Origin of the sequence: Streptomyces sp. NBC_00207, assembly GCF_045160965.1 — a bacterium.
In the GTDB taxonomy this organism is placed as follows: domain Bacteria; phylum Actinomycetota; class Actinomycetes; order Streptomycetales; family Streptomycetaceae; genus Streptomyces.
Genome location: NZ_CP130715.1, coordinates 2,806,575 through 2,826,539 on the forward strand (window position 1 = coordinate 2,806,575; position 19,965 = coordinate 2,826,539).

The window sequence follows — 19,965 nt, forward strand, 5'->3', positions numbered from 1 at the left end:
GCCCATGCGCTCCTCGCATCCCCGTTCCGCCGCCGTCGCGGCCCTCGTCGCCACCGCACTGGCCACCGGCCTGCTCGCGGGCTCCGCCGACGCGGCCGAAGGCGCCGTGTCCGCCGATCCGATACGCATCCACGACATCCAGGGCACCACCCGGATATCCCCGCTGAACGGCAAGCAGGTCACCGACGTCGAGGGCATCGTGACGGGCGTGCGGACGTACGGCTCGCGCGGCTTCTGGATCCAGGACCCGGACGCCGACGACAACGACGCCACCAGTGAAGGCGTGTTCGTCTTCACCAGCTCCGTTCCGACCGTCGCCGTGGGCGACGCGGTGAAGGTCTCCGGCACCGTCGGCGAGTACGTCCCCGGCGGCCTGAACTCCGGCAACCAGTCGGTGACCCAGATCTCCAAGCCGGCGGTGACCGTGGTCTCCTCCGGCAACGCGCTGCCCGAGGCCACCGCGATCAACGAGTACTCGGTGCCCGCGGAGTACGCCCCGGCGGGCGACCCGGCCGCCGCCGGCAGCATCAACGGCCTGACCCTGCAGCCCGCGCGCTACGCCCTGGACTACTACGAGTCCCTGGAGGGCATGAACGTCCGCATCGGCACCTCCCGCGTGGTCGGCGCCACCGACCCGTACTCGGAGCTGTGGGTCACGGTGAAGGGCTGGGAGAACACCGCCAAGCGCGGTGGCACGATCTACGGCTCCTACGAGTCCCAGAACACCGGCCGCCTCCAGATCCAGCAGCTCGCGCCCCTCGCGCAGCAGCCCTTCCCGGTGGCCAACGTCGGCGACAAGCTGACCGGCACCACCGAGGGCCCGCTGGACTTCAACCAGTTCGGCGGCTACACGCTGGTGGCCCGCACCCTCGGCACGGTCGCGGCGGGCACCCTCGCCCCCGAGAAGACCAAGCCGCAGGCCGAGCAGGAGCTCGCGGTGGCCACGTACAACGTGGAGAACCTCGACCCGACCGACCCGCAGGAGAAGTTCGACGCGCTGGCGAAGGCCGTCGTCGAGAACCTCGCCTCCCCCGACGTCCTCGCCCTGGAGGAGATCCAGGACGACAACGGCGCCAAGAACGACGGCACCGTCTCGGCCGAGCAGACGCTGACGAAGTTCACCGCGGCGATCACGGCGGCGGGCGGCCCGGCCTACCAGTGGCGGACCGTCAACCCCGAGGACAAGAAGGACGGCGGCGAGCCCGGCGGCAACATCCGCCAGGTCTTCCTCTTCAACCCGGCGCGCGTCTCCTTCACCGAGCGCGCCCCGGGCGACGCGGTGACGGCGACCGGCGTGGTCAAGGAGAACGGCAAGGCCGCCCTGACCCACTCCCCCGGCCGCGTCGACCCCGCGAACCCGGCGTGGGCGGACAGCCGCAAGCCGCTCGCGGGCGAGTTCGTCTTCCGCGGCAAGACGGTCTTCGTGATCGCCAACCACTTCGGTTCCAAGGGCGGCGACGAGGGCCTGACCTCGCACCACCAGCCGCCGGTCCGTTCCTCGGAGGCCAAGCGGCTGCTGCAGGCGCAGGCCGTGAACGGCTTCGTCAAGGAGATCCTGGCCGCGGACAAGAACGCGAACGTCCTGGTCCTCGGTGACATCAACGACTTCGAGTTCTCGGCGACGACGAACGCGCTGGCGGACGGCGGGGCGCTGTACCCGGCGATCAAGTCGCTGCCGAAGGCGGAGCGCTACTCGTACGTCTACCAGGGCAACGCCCAGGTGCTGGACCAGATCCTGACCAGCCCGGCCATCAAGAAGTTCACGTACGACAGCGTGCACATCAACGCGGAGTTCGCGGCGCAGAACAGCGACCACGACCCGCAGGTGCTGCGCTTCCGCCCGTAACACCCCGCTCCCACGGGCCGCAGGGGGTCCGGCCGCCGTCCGGGCCGGACCCCCTGCCACAATCCGGCCATGACCTTCCGCACCGCCACCCGACGGGACCTGCCCGCCGTACTCGCCCTGCTCGCGGACGAGGACCGGGTCCTCGACCCGGCCTCGATCGTGGTCGGCGAGGCGCACGAGCGGGCCTTCGCCGCCATCGAGGCGGATCCCCGCAACGAGATGCTGGTCCTCACGGACGGAGCGGAAGGGCCGGACCGGGCGGAAGGACCTGACCGCGCTGGCGGAGCGCACGCGTCGGACGAGGCGCACGAGATCGTCCTCGGCTGCCTCCAGCTGACGTACATACCGGGCCTGGGCCAGAACGGGCAGGAGCGGGCCGTGGTGGAGGCCGTACGGGTCCGCGCGGACCGGCGGGGCGCGGGACTCGGCGCGGAGCTGATGCGCCTCGCCGTCGAGCGGGCCCGCGAGCGCGGCTGCGGCCTGGTCCAGCTGACGAGCAGCAAGCGGCGCACCGCGGCCCACCGCTTCTACGAGCGGCTGGGCTTCGCACGCAGCCACGAGGGCTTCAAGCTGCAGCTGGAGCCGTAACGGGCGCTTTCCGGGCAAGGTGGGGACTTTCGGCCCTGGCGTGACGCTCGACACATCCCTACCGAATCCACCGGTTGTGGTGTTGAGTGTCTCCACGCCCGATCTTGCCCCGGCTTGCACCGCCCCCTCCCTGGAGGATCCGCGTGTTCCCCTCCATCCCACTCGCCCAGGAAATCGGCCTCGCCGTCCTGCTCGTGGCTGCGATCGTCTGGGTCGTCGGACTCGGCCACATGCTGTGGGGCAGCCGCTTCCAGCACCCGGAGCCCGCCGCCCACGAGGGCCTGCCGATGATCCCGGCCCAGCGCAGCTCCGCCTCGCACCCGATGGAGTCGGTGGAACTGACCGAGGCGGAACAGCAGGCCTTCGCCGGCCTGATCCGGACGATCCCCCTGCACTGACCGCCGCCGCCCCTGCCCCTGCCCCTAGGCCTGCTCGCGGGCGCGGGCCGGGGCCCGCCGCCGTCCCACGGCGCCGACCAGGGCGCAGACGCCGGCGGTCACGGCGAGGCTCCCCACCATGACCATCCCCGCGCCGATCACGAAGAGCCCGCTGGCGTCGTCCGACCAGTCGTAGGCGGCGGCGATCGTCAGGCCGGCCGTGACGCCCGCGACGGTGCCCGCCGCGTGGCCCCGGAATGCCGCCCAGCACACCGGCACGAGCAGGGTCAGCACGAGCCCGATCACCTGCCAGGCCTCGTAGGGCCCGGTCTGCGTACCGTCGGGGTGCACGTCGCGCTGCTGGTCCCAGCCCAGCCAGGCGGCCCACGCCGCCGATGCCACCACGGCGAGCAGCACGGCTATCAGGGGGCGGGGAGCTGGGCCGGAGAGGAGTCGTCGTCGCATGCTCCCAGCCTCCCCTCCGGCCCCACTGCCGGCCAGAGCGCACGTACTCAGTCGCGACCGAGTACCAGACGACCGAACGCCCTCCCGGCCCGTGACGGGCCGAGAGGGCGTTCGGTGCTGACCGCCGGCGACCGGCAAAGCGTCAGTTGTGGCTGTGCAGGACCTCGTTCAGGCCGCCCCAGGCCGCCTTGTACGGGCGGGCCTCGACGGCGCCGGTGACCGAGTTGCGGCGGAAGAGGATGTTGCTGGCGCCGGAGAGCTCCAGGGCCTTGACGATCTGGCCGTCCGGCAGGGTGACGCGGGTGCCCGCGGTCACGTACAGGCCGGCCTCGACGACGCACTCGTCGCCCAGCGCGATGCCGACGCCTGCCTCGGCGCCGATCAGGGTGCGCTCGCCGATCGAGATGATCTGCTTGCCGCCGCCCGAGAGGGTGCCCATGGTGGAGGCGCCGCCGCCGATGTCGGAGCCGTCGCCGACCACGACGCCCGCGGAGATGCGGCCCTCGACCATGGAGGTGCCGAGGGTGCCGGCGTTGAAGTTGACGAAGCCCTCGTGCATGACGGTGGTGCCCTCGGCGAGGTGCGCGCCGAGGCGGACGCGGTCCGCGTCGGCGATGCGCACGCCCTTGGGGGCGACGTAGTCGGTCATCCGCGGGAACTTGTCGATCGAGGTGACCTGGAGGTGCAGGCCCTCGGCGCGCGCGTTGAGGCGGACGGTCTCGACCTGGTCGATCGCGACCGGGCCCAGCGAGGTCCAGGCGACGTTGGCGAGCAGCCCGAAGACGCCGTCGAGGTTCTGGCCGTGCGGCTTGACCAGGCGGTGGCTGAGCAGGTGCAGGCGCAGGTACGCGTCGTGCGCGTCCAGCGGCTTGTCCTCCAGGGAGGCGATCACCGTACGGACGGCTACGACCTCGACTCCGCGGACCGCGTCCGTGCGGATCGCCTTGGCCGCGGCGGCGCCGAGGAGCTCCACGGCCTGCTCGGCGGTGAGGCGCTCGGTGCCGGCCGGGCCGGGCTCGGCGACCAGCTCGGGGGCGGGGAACCAGGTGTCGAGGACGGTGCCGTCGGCGGTGAGGGTGGCAAGTCCGGCGGCGACGGCGCCGGTGGTACGCGTAGCAGTCATATCCGAAACCTAACCGGCGACGGCCTGAGGTTGCGAACCGGTCTCATGTGCCGGTCGGAGGGTGTGTCGCCGCTGCCGTGCGGACGCCCACAGCACCGCCCCGCCCGCCCCCGCCGCCAGCACCGCGCACAGCGGCCACAACAGTCCGGGCGCGACGGAATACAGCGCTCCGCCCAGCGGCGGGCCGATGACGACCCCGCTGACGGAGATCCCCGCGTACAGGCTCTGGAACCGCCCCACGGCGTGTTCGGGCGCCTCGTCGGCGACGTAGGCGGTGGCGGTGGTCTTGTAGAGGATCTCGCCGAGGCTCAGCAGGACCATCATCGCCACGGCGCTCGCGATCCCGGCCCCGAGCAGCAGCGCGGCGTACCCGGCTCCGACCAGCACCAGCCCGGTGCCGATCACCGGCAGCGCCGGCCGCTCGCGCAGCGCGACCGCGGCGGGCAGCTCCAGCAGCAGGATCACCCCGCCGTTGAGGGCGATGACGAGCCCGAAGGCCCGCGGGTCCAGCCCGTGGTCGGTGAGGAAGACGGGGAAGGTGGAGTACTGCTGGCGGTAGACGACGTCGGTCACCAGGATGGCGCCGAGCAGCACCAGCAGGGCGGGCCGGGCCCGCAGTTCGGCGGCGAGTCCGCGGCCCCGACCCCCGTCCGGGGCCGCGGAGGTCTTGCGGGAGGCGCCGCGGGCGGGGACGACGCGGGCGGTCCAGAGGGCGAAGAGGAGCGTGCCGGCGCCGTCGGCGACGAACAGCCAGTCGTAGGAGAGCCCGGTCGCGACCAGGGCTCCCAGCGGCGGCCCGAGGGTGAATCCGCCGTTGGAGACGCAGCGGACGACGGCGAAGGCCTGGCGGCGGGCTCCCTCCGGGACGGTGACCGCGACCAGAGCGGAGTTGGCGGCACGGATCACGCCGGAGGCGTACTGGGCCAGGGGCAGCGCCGCCCACAGGAGCGGGGTGGGCAGCAGCGGGAGGACTCCCAGGGCCACGCCGCCCACGGTGGCCGCGACGAGGAGCACCCGGCGGTGGCCGAAGCGGTCCCCGTACCAGCCGCCGGTGAAGTTTCCGGCGACCAGGCCGATGCCGCCGATGCCGGTCACCAGGCCGGCCTGGGCGGCGCCGAGGCCGCGCGGTCCCGTCAGGTAGAGGAAGACGAAGACGAAGGTGAAGCTGACGACGGCGTTGACGAAGACCCCCGCAGCCAGCAGCCACACGACCCTCGGTATGTCCTTGAACCCCTGCAGCACACCCGTGCCCCCCACATCCGACGAGTAAGTTCCCTTTGGGAACTGACTATGTCAGCATGACAACCTCGGGTCAACGGACAAAGGAGCTCCCATGGCCCAGCGCACACACCTCGGCGACGCGGACTGCGCCATCGCCCAGGCCCTCGACGTGGTGGGCGACTGGTGGACGCTGCTGATCGTGCGCGACACCGCGCGCGGCCTGCACCGCTTCGACGAGCTCCAGCGCGAGCTGGGGATGTCCCGCAAGGTGCTGACGGAGCGGCTGAAGATGCTCGTCGACGCCGGGGTGCTGACGCGCGAGCCGTACCAGGAGCGCCCGGTGCGGCACGAGTACCGGCTGACCCCGCGCGGGCGGGGGCTGCTGCCGGTCCTGGTGGCCCTCCAGGACTGGGGAGACACCTGGGTCCTGGGAGAGGGAGAGATGACGGCGACGACCGACGAGGCCTCGCGGGAGGCGGAACGGGTGCATGCGCTGCGCGGCACGCGGGTGCCGGAGCTGCTGCTGCCGGACCGTTTCGGCGGGCTGAGCGACCCGGTGGCGGACACCCCGTTCACGGTCCTGTACTGCTTCCCGGGCGCGTACGCGCGCGCCGAGTCCTACCCGCCCGGCTGGGCCGGCATCCCGGGCGCCAAGGGCTGCACGTTCGAGTCGTGCACCTACCGCGACCAGCTCGCGGAGTTCACCGCGGCCGGCGCCACCGTGCACGGGGTGTCGTCCCAGCGCCCGGACGAGCAGGGGGAGTTCGCGGAGCAGGAGCGGCTGCGGTTCCCGCTCCTCTCGGACGCGGACCTCGCACTGACGGCGGCGCTGCGCCTGCCGACCTTCCGGGCGGCGGGCGTGACCCGGATCAAGCGCCTCACCCTGGTCGTGGACCGCGACCGCACGATCCGCGAGGTGTTCTACCCGATCCGGGACATCGAGGCGAGCGTGGCCGCGGCGCTGGCGACGGTCCGCTCCGCGGGTTAGCCGGGCTGCGGGTCAGCCGGGCCGCGCTCCGGGCCGGGCCGGCGAGGCCGGGCCGCCACGGCACGGAGCCCCGCCCCCGCCGGCGCAGCTCCGCGCCTAGGACGGCCGCAGCACCCGCCCCAGGACCTCGCGGGCGTACTCCTCGTCGTACGCGGCGTCCGTCAGCAGGACCTGGAGGCCGATGCCGTCCATGACCGCCACCAGCGCCCGCGCCGTCACCGGATCCGTTCGCGAGGCCAGCCCGGCGGACACGGCCTCGCACCACTGCGCCGCCACCGGCCGCAGCGCCGGGCGGCGCAGGGCCGCGAGGTAGAGCTCGTACTCCAGCTCGACCCGGCCCCGGTCCGCCGCCAGGAACTCCCCCAGCAGACGGGCCAGGGCCCGGGCGAGGTCCGCGTCGGGATCGGCCAGCGCCGGCGAGTCCGCCAGTGCCCGCGCGAAGCCCTCGTTGGCCTGGCGCAGGGCCGCGACCAGCAGATCGTCGAGGGTCTTGAAGTGGTACGTCGTCGACCCGAGCGGTACGTCGGCCTCCGCGGCCGCGCTGCGGTGGCTCAGCCCCGCGATGCCCTTGGCTTCCACCACCCGGATCGCGGCGTCGATGATCCGCTGCCGCCGGTCCGGGTCGTAGCGTCGCGCGCCGGAGGGCATCAGTGCGCTCCGCCGAGGTTCAGCAGGACCACCCCGCCGATCACCAGGGCGATCCCGGCGATCTTGGCGGCGGTGGCCGCCTCCCCCATGAACAGGATGCCGATGGCGGCGATGGCGGCGGTGCCCACGCCCGCCCATATGGCGTACGCCGTGCCGACCGACATCGACTTCAGTGTCTGCGCGAGCAGGGTGAAGGCGATGACGTACCCCAGCAGGGTGCCCAGCGAGGGCCACAGCTTCGTGAAACCGTCGCTGTACTTCATGGCGGTGGTTCCGGCGACCTCGGCGGCGATGGCCGCGGCAAGCAGTACGTAGGGCATGTGTACAAGGGTACACATCGATGCGTACACCTGTACACACAAGCGACCCGCCGCACGACCCGGGACTCCTGCGGCCCGCGGCGCTACCCTGTCCGCCTCCTGGGGAGACGAAGGGGCGGCCCGCGCATGGCGCAGCATTGGACCCATCAGGGCGGCGGCTGGCTGCCCCCGCGCTCTCCCCGGCCGGGGGTCATACCCCTGCGCCCGCTCTCACCGGGGGAGATCCTCGGCGGCGCCCTCGCCACCCTGCGCCGGTACGGCGGCCGCTTGGTCGGCGCCCTGCTCCTCGGCCAGCTCGGCGCGCTGCTGCTGGTCGCCGCCGTCGCCGGGGCGGCCACCCTCGCCTCCCTGACCCGTACCGCCGGCAGCCGGGCCTTCGTCTACGCCCTCTTCCCGGCCGTCGCCCTGTTCCTGCTGTTCAGCTGGGCCCTGGCCGGCGCCCTGGCCGCGGCCCTGCTCCGGCCGGCCGTGCTCGGGCGGCGCGTGGCGGTGCGCGAGCTGCTGCGCGCCGCCCTGCCCCGGACCCCCGCGGTGCTCGGCGCCCGGCTGCTGGCCCTGCTCGCCGCCGCCGGACCGGGCGCCGCCGCCTTCGCCGCCGGGCTGCCTCCGCTCGCGCTGCTCCCCCTGGCGCCGGTCGCCCTGTGGCTCGCCGTGCTCTTCGCCCTGGCGCCCACGGCCTCCGGGTACGAGGGACTCGGCCCCGTGGCGGCCCTGCGCCGGTCGGCCGGGCTGGTGCGAGGCGGCTGGTGGCGGACCCTGTGCGTCACGGCTCCGGCGGGCGTGCTCGCGCTGGGGGCCGCATACGTCCTCCTGCACTGGTTCGGCGCCCTGGGTGTGCTGCTCGCGCCGGCGCTGCTGCTGACCTTCCCCCAGGTGACCGTCGGCCTGCTCTACGCCGACCGGCGGCTCCGCCGTGAGCACCCCGCCGGGTCGCTCACGGCGGAGCCCCTGGTCACGGGTTCAGCGTGAACCAGGCCGCCCGCGCCTTCTTCCACTCGGCGTGCGTCAGGTCCTTGGCCTCGGTGCCGTCCCCGTAGAGGTCCGCGGACCCGCTGTCGGTGATCAGCTGCACCCGGGCTCCCGCGGCCGTCAGGTCGGGGACGTCCACGACGGCCTCCCAGCCGCCCGGGTCGGTGGTCGGCAGGTCGGCCCGCTTGACCGGGGCGTGACCGGCGACGCCGTCCCACTGGTAGAGCGCGTACGGGTCGGAGTTGTCGTCCGCGGCCCAGGAGCCGGCCAGGATCAGGTACTGCCCGGCCGCGTTCTTGCGGATGTCCCGGACGGAGAGTCCGCCGAGGTCCAGCTCGATGCCCGTCCCGAAGACCGCCTGGGCCCCGCTCGCCAGGACCTGGTCGAAGTTGGTGACCGGCACGATCAGGGCCTTGCCTCCCGGCACGGCCGGCGCCAGCGGGGCGCGGAAGCCCAGGTAGGCGGTGGTCGTGGAACCCGGCGCGAACTCCAGGCCCTCCACGTTGAATCCGTCGATCTGCTTCGGCGCCTCACCTGCGGCGGTGCCCGCCGCGAAGCCGTAGCGGTTGCCGTTCGCCCTGTCCCAGGCGACGAGGTCCTCGCGGAGCTTCTTGTACGAGCGCCCGTACGCCAGCTGCGTGCCCGTGCCGGACCCGCTCACCGTGGTGGTGAACACCGTGTTCCGGGGCGCCTTGTACTCGCCGTCCTTGTTGTTGCCGAGCGAGCCCGTCCAGTAGATGGTGTCGCCGATCCGGGTCGCCCCCTCGATGTCCACCTCCTTGCTGACGCCGAGCTGCGAGCTGAAGTCCCAGGTCTTCACCGGCGCGCCCGAGCGGGACCGGTCGTAGAGGCGCAGCACGTTGGACTCGTCGTCGGCCACCACCGCGTACCCGCCGCCCACGTCCACGGCGGCCGAGGCGTCCGCGGAGCCGGTGAAGTAACGCGCGTCGGCCGGGTTCTGCACGGCGGCGGATGCCGCGTAGTACAGCGCCCTGGTGGCGGTCTTCCCGCCCAGCCCGGTCACCTTGACGGTGAGGTTGGTGTAGCCGCGGCCGCGTGCGGCGACGGCCAGCTGCCGCACCGCCCCGGCGCCGGTGACGGTGACGTCCCCGGTCCCGGCGACCGAGGCCTTGCTCGACGCCGAGGCGCTGACCGTGAGGGCGGCGGCGTCGGCGCCGCTCTGGCCGACGGTGACGTTCACGACCGGGTCCCCGGTCGCCCCGACGGCCCCGGACAGGTAGGACGCGGACAGGGCGATCGTCGGCGTCCCGTACGTCACGGCCTGTGCGGGCGCGGTCAGCCCGACGATCAGCAGGGCGGCGGCGCCGGCTGTCCCGGCGGCGAAACGAACGGTCACAGAGGGTCCTCTCGTATGCGGCGCCACGTCGTGACGGCCGTCGAGAAGGTTCGGTGACGGTGGACAACTCCGGGTGCACGCCATCCGTCCGGCCGGAGAACAGCGTTCCGGAAAACCGAGAGGGCCCCCGGCACGCGTGTGCCGGGGGCCCTCCTGGGCGAGCTGGGGGTGATCAGACGTTGAAGCCGAGCGCGCGGAGCTGCTCACGACCGTCGTCCGTGATCTTGTCCGGGCCCCACGGCGGCATCCAGACCCAGTTGATCCGAAGCTCGTTGACGATGCCGTCCGTCGCCGACTTCGCCTGGTCCTCGATGACGTCCGTCAGCGGGCAGGCCGCCGAGGTCAGCGTCATGTCGAGGGTGGCGATGTTCGCGTCGTCGATGTGGATGCCGTAGATCAGGCCCAGATTGACGACGTCGATGCCCAGCTCGGGGTCGACCACGTCGTAGAGGGCCTCGCGGACCTCTTCCTCGGTGGCCGGCTTGATCGACGCCTCGGGCGTCGCGTTCTCGGTCATGCCGTCTTCCTCTCCGCGTCGCCCAGAGCCTGGGCGGTCGCGTCCTTCCACGCCATCCAACTCAGCAGAGCACACTTCACGCGAGCCGGGTACTTGGAGACGCCGACGAACGCGACCGCGTCCTCCAGCACGTCCTCCATGGCCTCGTCCGGCTCGATCTTGCCCTTGGACTGCATCATCTCCAGGAAGACAGCCTGGATCTTCTGCGCCTCGGCCAGTTCCTTGCCGACCAGCAGCTCATTGAGTACGGACGCGCTGGCCTGGCTGATGGAGCAGCCCTGGCCCTCGTACGAGACGTCGGTCAGCGTCTCGCCGTCGTACTTCACGCGCAGCGTGATCTCGTCGCCGCACGTCGGGTTGACGTGGTGCACCTCGGCGTCGCCGTCGCGCAGGCCACGCCCGTGCGGGTGCTTGTAGTGGTCCAGGATCAGTTCCTGGTACATCGAATCCAGCTTCACCGTGTCCTCGTCAGCCTCATCGTCGTCGACTCGTCGTCACCCGAAGAAGTTCCGTACGTGCTCCAGCCCGTCGATCAGTGCGTCGACCTCGGCCGGAGAGGAGTACAGGTAGAAAGACGCCCGCGTCGTCGCAGGAATTCCGTAGCGCAGGCAGACGGGGCGCGCGCAGTGGTGTCCCACGCGGACCGCGATGCCCTGCTCGTCCAGCACCTGGCCGACGTCGTGCGGGTGGATGTCGCCGAGGACGAAGGAGATCGCGGCGCCGCGGTCCTCGGCCGTGGTGGGGCCGATGATCCGCAGGTCGGGCACCTCGGCGAGGCGCTTGATCGCGTACTCGGTGATCGCGTGCTCGTGCGCGGCGATCTTGTCCATGCCGATCGCGGACAGGTAGTCCACGGCCGCGCCGAGGCCGACGGCCTGGGCGATCGGGGGCGTACCGGCCTCGAACTTGTGGGGCGCCGGGGCGTACGTCGAGGCGTGCATCGACACGGTCTCGATCATCTCGCCGCCGCCGAGGAACGGCGGCAGGTCTTCCAGGAGCTCCTGGCGGCCCCAGAGGACGCCGATGCCGGTCGGGCCGCACATCTTGTGGCCGGTGAAGGCCACGAAGTCGGCGCCGAGCGCCTGTACGTCCAGCGGCATGTGCGGGGCGGCCTGGGAGGCGTCGATCAGCACCAGGGCGCCGACGTCCTGGGCGCGCCGGACGATCGCCTCGACCGGGTTGACCGTGCCCATGATGTTGGAGACCAGCGTGAAGGAGACGATCTTCGTCTTCTCCGTGATGACCTCTTCGATGTTGGACAGGTCGAGCCGGCCGTCGTCGGTGAGGCCGAACCACTTCAGCTTCGCGCCGGTGCGCTGCGAGAGCAGCTGCCACGGGACGATGTTGGAGTGGTGCTCCATCTCCGTGATGGCGATCTCGGTCTCGCGGTCGACCCGGTAGGGCTCGTCCGCCCAGCCGAGCATGTTCGCGACCAGGTTGAGCGACTCCGAGGCGTTCTTGGTGAAGATCACCTCGTCGCGGCTCGGGGCGTTGATGAAGGCGGCGACCTTGTCGCGAGCGCCCTCGTACAGCGCCGTGGCCTCCTCGGCGAGCACGTGCACGCCACGGTGGACGTTGGCGTTGTGCTGCTCGTAGTACTCGTTCAGCGCATCGAGCACCTGGCGCGGCTTCTGCGAGGTCGCCGCGTTGTCCAGGTAAACGATCTTCTTCCCGTCGTGGACCACACGATCCAGCAGGGGGAAGTCCTTGCGGATCGCCTCGATGTCGAGGAGGCCAGGCAGCTGTGTCACGCGGTCGCGCCACCCTTCACGTACTTGTCGTAACCCTCGGCCTCCAGCTGGTCGGCGAGCTCGGCGCCACCGGACTCGGCGATACGGCCGTTCGCGAACACGTGCACGAAGTCGGGCTTGATGTAGCGCAGGATGCGCGTGTAGTGGGTGATCAGCAGGGTGCCGACCTCGCCGCTCTCGCGGACGCGGTTGACGCCCTCCGAGACGATGCGCAGCGCGTCGACGTCGAGGCCGGAGTCGGTCTCGTCGAGGATCGCGATCTTCGGCTTGAGGAGCTCGAGCTGCAGGATCTCGTGGCGCTTCTTCTCACCGCCGGAGAAGCCCTCGTTGACGTTGCGGTCGGCGAAGGCCGGGTCCATGGAGAGCTGCTCCATCGCGGACTTGACCTCCTTCACCCAGGTGCGCAGCTTCGGGGCCTCGCCGCGGATGGCGGTGGCCGAGGTGCGCAGGAAGTTGGAGACCGAGACGCCGGGGACCTCGACCGGGTACTGCATCGCGAGGAAGACGCCGGCGCGCGCGCGCTCGTCGACGGACATCTCCAGGACGTCCTCGCCGTCGAGGGTCACGGTGCCACCGGTGACGGTGTACTTCGGGTGACCGGCGAGCGAGTACGCGAGGGTGGACTTGCCGGAGCCGTTCGGACCCATGATGGCGTGCGTCTCACCCTGCTTGACGGTGAGGTCGACGCCCTTGAGGATCTCGCGGGCGCCGTTCTCGGCCTCGACGGAGACGTGCAGGTCGTGGATTTCAAGCGTTGCCATGGATACCTCAGGACTCCTGGGTGAGGGAGACGAGCACGTCGTCCCCTTCGATCTTTACGGGGTATACGGGTACGGGGCGCGTCGCGGGCAGACCGGAGGGCTTGCCGGTGCGCAGGTCGAAGGCCGACCCGTGCAGCCAGCACTCGATCATGCAGTCCTCGACCTCGCCCTCCGAGAGCGAGACGTTCGCGTGCGAGCAGATGTCGTTGATCGCGAACACCTCCCCGTCGGTGGAGACGATGGACACCGGCGTGCCGTCGAGTTCCACCCTCTTCGGGGTGTTCTCCTCCAGCTCGCTCAGCGTGCAGGCCTTGACGTAATTCATCAGACGGAACCCTGGAGCTCGGTCTCGATCTTCGAGAGCAGACGCTCCTCGATGTCCGGGACACCGATCTGCTGGACGAGCTCGGCGAAGAAGCCGCGGACGACCAGACGGCGGGCCTCGTCGGCCGGGATGCCACGGGCCTGCAGGTAGAAGAGCTGCTCGTCGTCGAAGCGACCGGTCGCCGAGGCGTGGCCGGCGCCGACGATCTCGCCGGTCTCGATCTCCAGGTTCGGCACCGAGTCGACCCGCGCACCGTCCGTGAGGACGAGGTTGCGGTTCATCTCGTAGGTGTCGGTGCCCTCGGCGGTCTTCTCGATGAGCACGTCACCGATCCAGACCGCGTGGGCGTCCTGGCCCTGGAGCGCGCCCTTGTAGACCACGTTCGACTTGCAGTGCGGCGCGACGTGGTTGACCAGGAGGCGGTGCTCCTGGTGCTGGCCGGCGTCCGTGAAGTACAGGCCGAACAGCTCGGCCTCTCCGCCGGGGCCGGCGTAGGTGATGCGCGGGTGGATGCGGACGACGTCGCCGCCGAAGGTGACCACGATCGACTTGAAGGTCGCGTCGCGGCCGATCAGCGTGTTGTGCTGCGAGCAGTGGACGGCGGTGTCGTCCCAGTCCTGCACCGAGACGACCGTGAGCTTGGCGCCGTCGCCGACCAGGAAGTCGACGTTGGCGGCGCGCACGGCGTCACCGGTGTGGTCGATGACGATGACGGCCTCGGCGAAGGCCTGCACGTCGAAGACGGTGTGCCCGAAGGTGGTGCCGCCCTCGCCGTGCAGCGTGAGGCGCACCGGCTCGGTCAGGACGGCCTCCTTGGGCACGGTGACGACCGTGGCCTTGGCGAAGGACGAGAACGCCTGGGCGGCGATCCGGTCCACGGGGGTGCCGGCCTTGCCGATGCGCGCGTCGCCGCGCTCCACCGACTCGACCGTGACGCCCTCGGGCGCGTCGATCTGGGCCTTGATGGCGCCGTCGGCGACCGCGGTGCCGTCGTGGAGACCACGCAGGCGGGCCAGCGGGGTGAAGCGCCACTCCTCCTCGCGGCCGTGGGGCACGGGGAAGTCCGCCACGTCGAAGGACGGGGGGGCACTCATCCGGGTGGCGACGGTGGACTCGGCGGCCACCGCGATCGCGCCGGCGGTGGTCGAACCCGCCGGAATGTTCTGAGCCTCAGCCATGGCTGTCTTCGTGCTCTCTTCCTACGTCAAAGAATGTCTGCGGGACTCGGGCGGCCGGGACTAGCCGACCGAACCCTCCATCTGCAGCTCGATCAGCCGGTTCAGCTCCAGGGCGTACTCCATGGGCAACTCACGCGCGATGGGCTCGACGAAGCCGCGCACGATCATGGCCATCGCCTCGAACTCCGTCAGACCGCGGCTCATCAGGTAGAAGAGCTGGTCGTCGGAGACCTTGGAGACGGTGGCCTCGTGGCCCATGGAGACGTCGTCCTCACGGACGTCCACGTACGGGTACGTGTCCGAGCGGGAGATGGTGTCGACGAGGAGCGCGTCGCACAGCACGTTGGACTTCGAGCCGTGGGCACCCTCGCCGATCTCGACCAGGCCTCGGTACGAGGTGCGGCCGCCGCCCCGGGCCACCGACTTGGAGACGATGTTCGAGGAGGTGTTCGGCGCCATGTGGACCATCTTGGAGCCGGCGTCCTGGTGCTGGCCCTCGCCCGCGAAGGCGATGGAGAGGGTCTCGCCCTTGGCGTGCTCGCCCATCAGGTAGACGGCCGGGTACTTCATGGTGACCTTGGAACCGATGTTGCCGTCGATCCACTCCATGGTCGCGCCCTCGTACGCCACGGCGCGCTTGGTGACCAGGTTGTAGACGTTGTTCGACCAGTTCTGGATCGTCGTGTAGCGGCAGCGGCCGCCCTTCTTGACGATGATCTCGACGACGGCGCTGTGCAGCGAGTCCGAGGAGTAGATCGGGGCGGTGCAGCCCTCGACGTAGTGGACGTAGGCGTCCTCGTCGACGATGATCAGCGTCCGCTCGAACTGGCCCATGTTCTCCGTGTTGATGCGGAAGTAGGCCTGGAGCGGGATGTCGACCTTCACGCCCTTGGGGACGTAGATGAAGGAGCCGCCGGACCACACCGCGGTGTTCAGCGACGCGAACTTGTTGTCGCCGACCGGGATGACCGTGCCGAAGTACTCCTGGAAGAGCTCCGGGTGCTCCTTGAGCGCGGTGTCCGTGTCGAGGAAGATGACGCCCTGCTCCTCCAGGTCCTCACGGATCTGGTGGTAGACGACCTCGGACTCGTACTGGGCCGCGACACCGGCGACGAGGCGCTGCTTCTCCGCCTCCGGGATGCCGAGCTTGTCGTACGTGTTCTTGATGTCCTCCGGCAGGTCCTCCCACGAAGCGGCCTGCTTCTCGGTGGAACGCACGAAGTACTTGATGTTGTCGAAGTCGATGCCCGAGAGGTCGGAACCCCAGTTCGGCATGGGCTTCTTGTCGAACAGCTTCAGGCCCTTGAGGCGGAGCTTCAGCATCCACTCCGGCTCGGACTTCTTCGCCGAGATGTCGCGGACGACATCCTCGGACAGACCCCGCTTGGCAGCGGCACCGGCCGCGTCGGAGTCGGCCCAGCCGTATTCGTAGGTGCCCAGGCCATCGAGCTCAGGGTGAGCAGTCTCCGTGGTCATGCGGGGTTCCTCCCGGCCGTACTTGCAGATACTGATGTGTCGGTCTGTGTGGTGCTCGCGCTGCGCGGAATGAACGTGGTGCACACTCCGTCGCCGTGGGCGATGGTGGCGAGGCGCTGCACATGCGTCCCGAGCAGGCGTGAGAAGACCTCGGTCTCCGCCTCGCAGAGCTGCGGGAACTGCTCGGCCACATGGGCGACCGGGCAGTGGTGCTGGCAGAGCTGCTCACCGCTGTGCGGACCGGGAGCGCTCTTCGCCGTAGCAGCGTACCCGTCTGCGGTCAACGCCTTGGCCAGGGCCTCCGTGCGGTCCCCGGGAGCAGCCGCCTCCATTGCTTCCCGGTAGGCGCGCGCCTGCGTCTCCATCCGCGACCTGGCGAAGGCGGCGACGGCCGCCTCGCCCTGCTCGCCGCCGCCGACCGACTGCGCGATCCAGCGCAGGGCGTCCGCGGCGAGCGTGTCGTAGGACTGGTCGAAGGCGTCGCGGCCGCAGTCGGTGAGCGCGAAGACCTTGGCGGGCCGACCCCGGGTACGCGCACCGTACACACGCTGCTCACGGGGTTCGACCACGTCGTCGGTGACGAGCGTGTCGAGGTGGCGGCGGACGGCGGCCTGGGTGAGGCCGAGACGCTGGGCGAGGTCGGCGACGGTGGACGGACCGTGGTCCAGGATCGAGCGCGCCACTCGGTTGCGGGTTGACCGCTCCCCGGTGGCGAGCTCCCCCTGGGGGGTCTCGATCTGCCGTTCGCCGTATTTCACAACGCCATTGTTGCGTAATTAGTCGAGCCCCGACAAGCCGTGACGGATGCCACTCCTGGTGGCCTCCATCACTAAGGGTTACCTAATCTATCGACGCAGAGTTATTTGGAGGGAGGCATTCCGCCCTCTCCCCGACCGGCTCCGGAACGCCGGTACACGGCTCCCACCAGCACACCTCCGCCCGTGACGTTTCCCGGGGAGGTGAACATCAAGTTCCGGAAAAGATCACGGAAAGCGGCCGGGCCGTCCGGGACGGCGGACCGAAAAGAACCCCTCTTCACTACGCCGCGGTCGTGAATAAGCGGCCCGCACACCCTCCACCGGGGTCCGCAGCCCCCCGACCCCGGGGCCCGTGGACCCTCCCCCGGCTCCGTAGACTCACCCTTCATGAGCAACGACCCCGCCGTGGAGATCCGCGGACTGGTGAAGCGGTACGGCACCAAGACCGCGGTGGACGGCCTGGACCTCACCGTCCGCACGGCCTCCGTCACGGCGGTCCTCGGTCCCAACGGCGCGGGCAAGACGACCACGGTGGAGACCTGCGAGGGCTACCACCGCCCCGACGCCGGCACCGTCCGCGTCCTCGGCCTCGACCCGGTCGCCCAGGCCGGGGCGCTGCGCCCGCGGATCGGTGTGATGCTCCAGTCCGGAGGCGTCTACTCCGGGGCCCGCGCGGTCGAGATGCTGCGCCACATGGCCAAGCTGTACGCCGACCCGCTCGACGTCGACACCCTGGTGGAACGCCTCGGACTCGGCGGCTGCGGCCGCACCGCCTACCGCCGGCTCTCCGGCGGCCAGCAGCAGCGCCTGGCCCTGGCCATGGCCGTCGTGGGCCGCCCCGAGCTGGTCTTCCTGGACGAGCCCACCGCCGGACTGGACCCGCAGGCCCGCCGCGCGACCTGGGACCTCGTACGCGAGCTGCGCACCGACGGGGTCACCGTCGTCCTCACCACCCACCACATGGACGAGGCCGAGCAGCTCTCGGACGAGGTCGCCATCGTGGACGCGGGCCGGGTCATCGCCCACGGCAGCCCCGAGCAGCTCTGCCGGGGCGGCGCCGAGAACACCCTGCGCTTCACCGGCCGCCCCTCCCTCGACCTCGCCTCGCTGCTGAAGGCGCTGCCCGACGGCACCCAGGCCGCCGAGCTGCTCCCGGGCACCTACCGGGTCACCGGCGACGTCCACCCGCAGCTGCTGGCCACCGTCGCCTCCTGGTGCGCGCAGCACGGCGTGATGCCGGACAGCCTCACGGTGGAGCGGCACACCCTCGAAGACGTGTTCCTCGAACTGACCGGTAAGGAGCTGCGCGCATGAGCGCCGGTACGTTCACCCCCCATCCGGGGGCCGCGCCCGTGTCCCGCATGATCCTCGCGCAGACGGCTCTGGAGACCCGGATGCTGCTGCGCAACGGGGAGCAGCTGCTGCTCACCGTGATCATCCCGGCGCTGCTGCTGACCCTGTTCTCCGCCGTCGACATCATCACCGTGCCCGTCGAGGAAGGGGGCTCCGGGAAGTCCGTGGACTTCCTCGCCCCCGGCATCCTGGCGCTCGCCGTGATGTCCACCGCCTTCACGGGCCAGGCCATCGCCACCGGCTTCGACCGCCGCTACGGGATCCTCAAGCGGCTCGGGGCCTCCCCGCTGCCGCGCTGGGCCCTGATGGCCGCCAAGACCCTGTCGGTGCTGGTCACCGAGGTACTGCAGATCGCCCTGCTGACGGTGATCGCCCTCGCCCTGGGCTGGTCCCCGCACGGGAACCCGCTGTCGGTCGCCGCGCTGATCCTGCTCGGCACGGCCGCCTTCTCCGGGCTGGGACTGCTGATGGCGGGCACCCTCAAGGCCGAGATGACCCTGGCCGCCGCCAACCTGGTCTTCCTGCTGCTGCTCGTCGGCGGCGGGGTGATCGTCCCCATGGAGAAGTTCCCGGAGGCGGTGCAGTCCGTCCTGGGGCTGCTGCCCATCTCGGCCCTCTCCGACGGTCTGCGCGAGGTGCTCCAGCACGGGGCCGCGCTGCCGTGGGGCGACGCCGCCGTGCTCGCCGGCTGGGCCGTACTCGGTCTGGGCGCCGCCGCGCGGCTCTTCCGCTGGGAATGAAACCCTTCCCCTCCCGCTGAGATTGCCGCGAGGATGGGCGCCTCCACACATGAAGCCGGGGGGCGGACATGGTGCAGCGGGAGGCCGTACTTCGGCTGGACGAGCAGTGGGCACAGGTGCGGTCGGGGGCGGCGCACGCGGGACCGGAGGAGCGCGAACGGCTCCTCGACGAGCTCATCGGCGCCCTGCGCGCCCTCACGGACGACCCGCAGTGCACCGCGCTGCTCGGGCTCCGGCTCGCCGACCGGGCCGCCCTGCGGTTCGCCACGGGGGACCGGGCGGGTGCGCTGGCCACGATCGAGGAGGGGCTGCGCAGCTCCGAGCGCGCGGCCCGGCACTCCGCCGAGTTCGCCCGCTGGTACGCCCGCGGGCTGATCAACCACGGGGTGTGGCTGGCCTGGCCGCTGAGCGACGAGGCCCGGCTGCCGAAGCACCCGCTGGGCCCGGCCGCCACCGAGGGTCCGAGCGCCATGGAGCGGGCGGCCGGTGAGCGCGCCCGTGATCTGACCCGGACCGCGGTGGAGGTGTGGGCGGGCCTGGACCAGCACGATCCGGTCAACCGTCGGGGCCTCGCCCAGGCCAAGGTGTTCCTCGGCGACCGCCTCGCCGAGCTGGGCTTCGCCGAGGACGCGGTGGCCTGGGCCGTGGACGCGGAGTCCGACTTCCGGCAGCTGCTGCTCGCGGATCCCGGCGCCGAGGAGTCGGAGGAGGCCGAGGAGGCCCTCGACCACATCGGCCGCCAGCTGGAACTGCGGCTGCGCTTCCTGGCCTTCGAGTCCCTGGTCGGCCTGCGCGCACGGAGGCTGATGCCCGAACGGCTGCTGCCGCAGGCCGTGGTGGCCGCCCGCATCCAGGGCGTGGAGGAGTCCGAGGTTGCGGCCCGGCTGCGCCTCGACCCCGAACAGGTGCGGACGATGCTGGAGGTCACACCCTGGCTCGCGGTGTGGCGCGTCGAGGTGCGCGGCCCTGACGGGCTGTGGCACATACTCCCCCATCCATGGCACAGCGCCACAGAGGTGAGGAACCGGACAGCCGAGGATGTAGCGGGCGAATTGATACGGGGGTTCACGGGATCGGCGGACTACCCGGGCGACGGCGTCCCTTGGCGCATCCGAGTGTGGTGGCACGAGGAGGGCGACCCGGCCGGGGCGAGGTTCCGGCTGGTCGCGGGCCCCGACGCCCCCACGGCCACCCCCTCGTGAAA

22 protein-coding genes are annotated in these 19,965 nt (G+C 71.3%); 8 read left to right on the plus strand and 14 right to left on the minus strand.

Going from position 1 to position 19,965, the window contains the following annotated elements; all coding sequences use genetic code 11:
• The first annotated feature begins 4 nt into the window (after window positions 1–4).
• From OG472_RS13415 to OG472_RS13425, 3 genes are all read left to right on the plus strand, one after another.
• A complete protein-coding gene (locus tag OG472_RS13415) occupies window positions 5–1,846 on the plus strand; it encodes an endonuclease/exonuclease/phosphatase family protein (protein ID WP_405829606.1) in 1,842 nt (613 codons plus the stop codon).
• A gap of 69 nt (window positions 1,847–1,915) precedes the next feature.
• Window positions 1,916–2,434 (plus strand): GNAT family N-acetyltransferase, encoded by a 519-nt coding sequence (locus OG472_RS13420; protein ID WP_401600845.1) that lies wholly within the window; start codon window positions 1,916–1,918, stop codon window positions 2,432–2,434.
• Between the two features lie 143 nt (window positions 2,435–2,577).
• A complete protein-coding gene (locus tag OG472_RS13425) occupies window positions 2,578–2,832 on the plus strand; it encodes a hypothetical protein (protein WP_401600847.1) in 255 nt (84 codons plus the stop codon).
• A 24-nt stretch (window positions 2,833–2,856) separates the two neighbouring features.
• Here OG472_RS13425 and OG472_RS13430 read toward each other — a convergent pair whose 3' ends face one another.
• The 3 genes from OG472_RS13430 to OG472_RS13440 all read right to left on the minus strand — a co-directional run bounded on the left by OG472_RS13430 (window position 2,857) and on the right by OG472_RS13440 (window position 5,656).
• Window positions 2,857–3,276 carry a hypothetical protein gene (locus OG472_RS13430; protein WP_405829609.1) on the minus strand — a complete coding sequence of 140 codons (420 nt, stop codon included), beginning with the start codon at window positions 3,274–3,276 and terminating at the stop codon, window positions 2,857–2,859.
• A 142-nt stretch (window positions 3,277–3,418) separates the two neighbouring features.
• A complete protein-coding gene (dapD, locus tag OG472_RS13435) occupies window positions 3,419–4,399 on the minus strand; it encodes a 2,3,4,5-tetrahydropyridine-2,6-dicarboxylate N-succinyltransferase (protein ID WP_030706992.1) in 981 nt (326 codons plus the stop codon).
• A gap of 9 nt (window positions 4,400–4,408) precedes the next feature.
• The gene (locus OG472_RS13440; RefSeq protein WP_401600853.1) at window positions 4,409–5,656 is read right to left on the minus strand and encodes an MFS transporter; all 1,248 of its coding nucleotides are present in this window, start codon (window positions 5,654–5,656) and stop codon (window positions 4,409–4,411) included.
• A 76-nt stretch (window positions 5,657–5,732) separates the two neighbouring features.
• On the opposite strand from OG472_RS13440, the gene OG472_RS13445 reads away from it, so the two are divergent.
• Window positions 5,733–6,608 (plus strand): winged helix-turn-helix transcriptional regulator, encoded by an 876-nt coding sequence (locus OG472_RS13445; RefSeq protein ID WP_401600855.1) that lies wholly within the window; start codon window positions 5,733–5,735, stop codon window positions 6,606–6,608.
• A 96-nt stretch (window positions 6,609–6,704) separates the two neighbouring features.
• On the opposite strand, the gene OG472_RS13450 is transcribed toward OG472_RS13445, so the two are convergent.
• Both OG472_RS13450 and OG472_RS13455 read right to left on the minus strand, forming a co-directional pair.
• Window positions 6,705–7,256, minus strand: a complete 552-nt coding sequence (locus OG472_RS13450; RefSeq protein WP_383569250.1) for a TetR/AcrR family transcriptional regulator — start codon at window positions 7,254–7,256, stop codon at window positions 6,705–6,707.
• Window positions 7,256–7,576: a DMT family transporter gene (locus tag OG472_RS13455; protein ID WP_401600858.1), complete on the minus strand. Its 321-nt coding sequence runs from the start codon at window positions 7,574–7,576 to the stop codon at window positions 7,256–7,258. The genes OG472_RS13450 and OG472_RS13455 overlap by 1 nt, the downstream gene beginning before the upstream one ends.
• Before the next feature lie 126 nt (window positions 7,577–7,702).
• Between OG472_RS13455 and OG472_RS13460 the strand changes: the two genes are divergently transcribed.
• Window positions 7,703–8,545 (plus strand): hypothetical protein, encoded by an 843-nt coding sequence (locus tag OG472_RS13460; protein WP_405829611.1) that lies wholly within the window; start codon window positions 7,703–7,705, stop codon window positions 8,543–8,545.
• Here the strand turns inward: OG472_RS13460 and OG472_RS13465 are convergent.
• The 9 genes from OG472_RS13465 to OG472_RS13505 all read right to left on the minus strand — a co-directional run bounded on the left by OG472_RS13465 (window position 8,529) and on the right by OG472_RS13505 (window position 16,668).
• The gene (locus tag OG472_RS13465; protein ID WP_405943171.1) at window positions 8,529–9,860 is read right to left on the minus strand and encodes a hypothetical protein; all 1,332 of its coding nucleotides are present in this window, start codon (window positions 9,858–9,860) and stop codon (window positions 8,529–8,531) included. The genes OG472_RS13460 and OG472_RS13465 overlap by 17 nt on opposite strands.
• A 214-nt stretch (window positions 9,861–10,074) precedes the next feature.
• Window positions 10,075–10,419: a metal-sulfur cluster assembly factor gene (locus OG472_RS13470; RefSeq protein ID WP_030388904.1), complete on the minus strand. Its 345-nt coding sequence runs from the start codon at window positions 10,417–10,419 to the stop codon at window positions 10,075–10,077.
• The gene (gene sufU, locus OG472_RS13475; protein ID WP_319723175.1) at window positions 10,416–10,877 is read right to left on the minus strand and encodes a Fe-S cluster assembly sulfur transfer protein SufU; all 462 of its coding nucleotides are present in this window, start codon (window positions 10,875–10,877) and stop codon (window positions 10,416–10,418) included. The genes OG472_RS13470 and sufU overlap by 4 nt, the downstream gene beginning before the upstream one ends.
• 36 nt (window positions 10,878–10,913) lie before the next feature.
• Window positions 10,914–12,170 (minus strand): cysteine desulfurase, encoded by a 1,257-nt coding sequence (locus OG472_RS13480; RefSeq protein WP_189973804.1) that lies wholly within the window; start codon window positions 12,168–12,170, stop codon window positions 10,914–10,916.
• The gene (gene sufC, locus OG472_RS13485; RefSeq protein WP_327413315.1) at window positions 12,167–12,931 is read right to left on the minus strand and encodes a Fe-S cluster assembly ATPase SufC; all 765 of its coding nucleotides are present in this window, start codon (window positions 12,929–12,931) and stop codon (window positions 12,167–12,169) included. The genes OG472_RS13480 and sufC overlap by 4 nt, the downstream gene beginning before the upstream one ends.
• 7 nt (window positions 12,932–12,938) lie before the next feature.
• Window positions 12,939–13,256 (minus strand): bifunctional 3-phenylpropionate/cinnamic acid dioxygenase ferredoxin subunit, encoded by a 318-nt coding sequence (locus tag OG472_RS13490; protein WP_319723179.1) that lies wholly within the window; start codon window positions 13,254–13,256, stop codon window positions 12,939–12,941.
• The gene (sufD, locus tag OG472_RS13495; protein ID WP_383569236.1) at window positions 13,256–14,434 is read right to left on the minus strand and encodes a Fe-S cluster assembly protein SufD; all 1,179 of its coding nucleotides are present in this window, start codon (window positions 14,432–14,434) and stop codon (window positions 13,256–13,258) included. Before sufD ends, OG472_RS13490 begins: the two co-directional genes overlap by 1 nt.
• A 60-nt stretch (window positions 14,435–14,494) precedes the next feature.
• Window positions 14,495–15,910 carry a Fe-S cluster assembly protein SufB gene (sufB, locus tag OG472_RS13500; RefSeq protein ID WP_214930288.1) on the minus strand — a complete coding sequence of 472 codons (1,416 nt, stop codon included), beginning with the start codon at window positions 15,908–15,910 and terminating at the stop codon, window positions 14,495–14,497.
• The gene (locus OG472_RS13505) at window positions 15,907–16,668 is read right to left on the minus strand and encodes a metalloregulator ArsR/SmtB family transcription factor (RefSeq protein WP_361765085.1); all 762 of its coding nucleotides are present in this window, start codon (window positions 16,666–16,668) and stop codon (window positions 15,907–15,909) included. Before OG472_RS13505 ends, sufB begins: the two co-directional genes overlap by 4 nt.
• Before the next feature lie 387 nt (window positions 16,669–17,055).
• Here OG472_RS13505 and OG472_RS13510 point away from each other — a divergent pair, with 387 nt between their 5' ends.
• The 3 genes from OG472_RS13510 to OG472_RS13520 all read left to right on the plus strand — a co-directional run bounded on the left by OG472_RS13510 (window position 17,056) and on the right by OG472_RS13520 (window position 19,963).
• Window positions 17,056–17,982: an ABC transporter ATP-binding protein gene (locus OG472_RS13510; RefSeq protein WP_361765082.1), complete on the plus strand. Its 927-nt coding sequence runs from the start codon at window positions 17,056–17,058 to the stop codon at window positions 17,980–17,982.
• On the plus strand, window positions 17,979–18,761 hold the full coding sequence (locus tag OG472_RS13515) for an ABC transporter permease (RefSeq protein WP_405829614.1): 783 nt from the start codon (window positions 17,979–17,981) through the stop codon (window positions 18,759–18,761). Before OG472_RS13510 ends, OG472_RS13515 begins: the two co-directional genes overlap by 4 nt.
• Before the next feature lie 68 nt (window positions 18,762–18,829).
• A complete protein-coding gene (locus OG472_RS13520; RefSeq protein WP_405829616.1) occupies window positions 18,830–19,963 on the plus strand; it encodes a hypothetical protein in 1,134 nt (377 codons plus the stop codon).
• The last annotated feature ends 2 nt before the right edge of the window (window positions 19,964–19,965 follow it).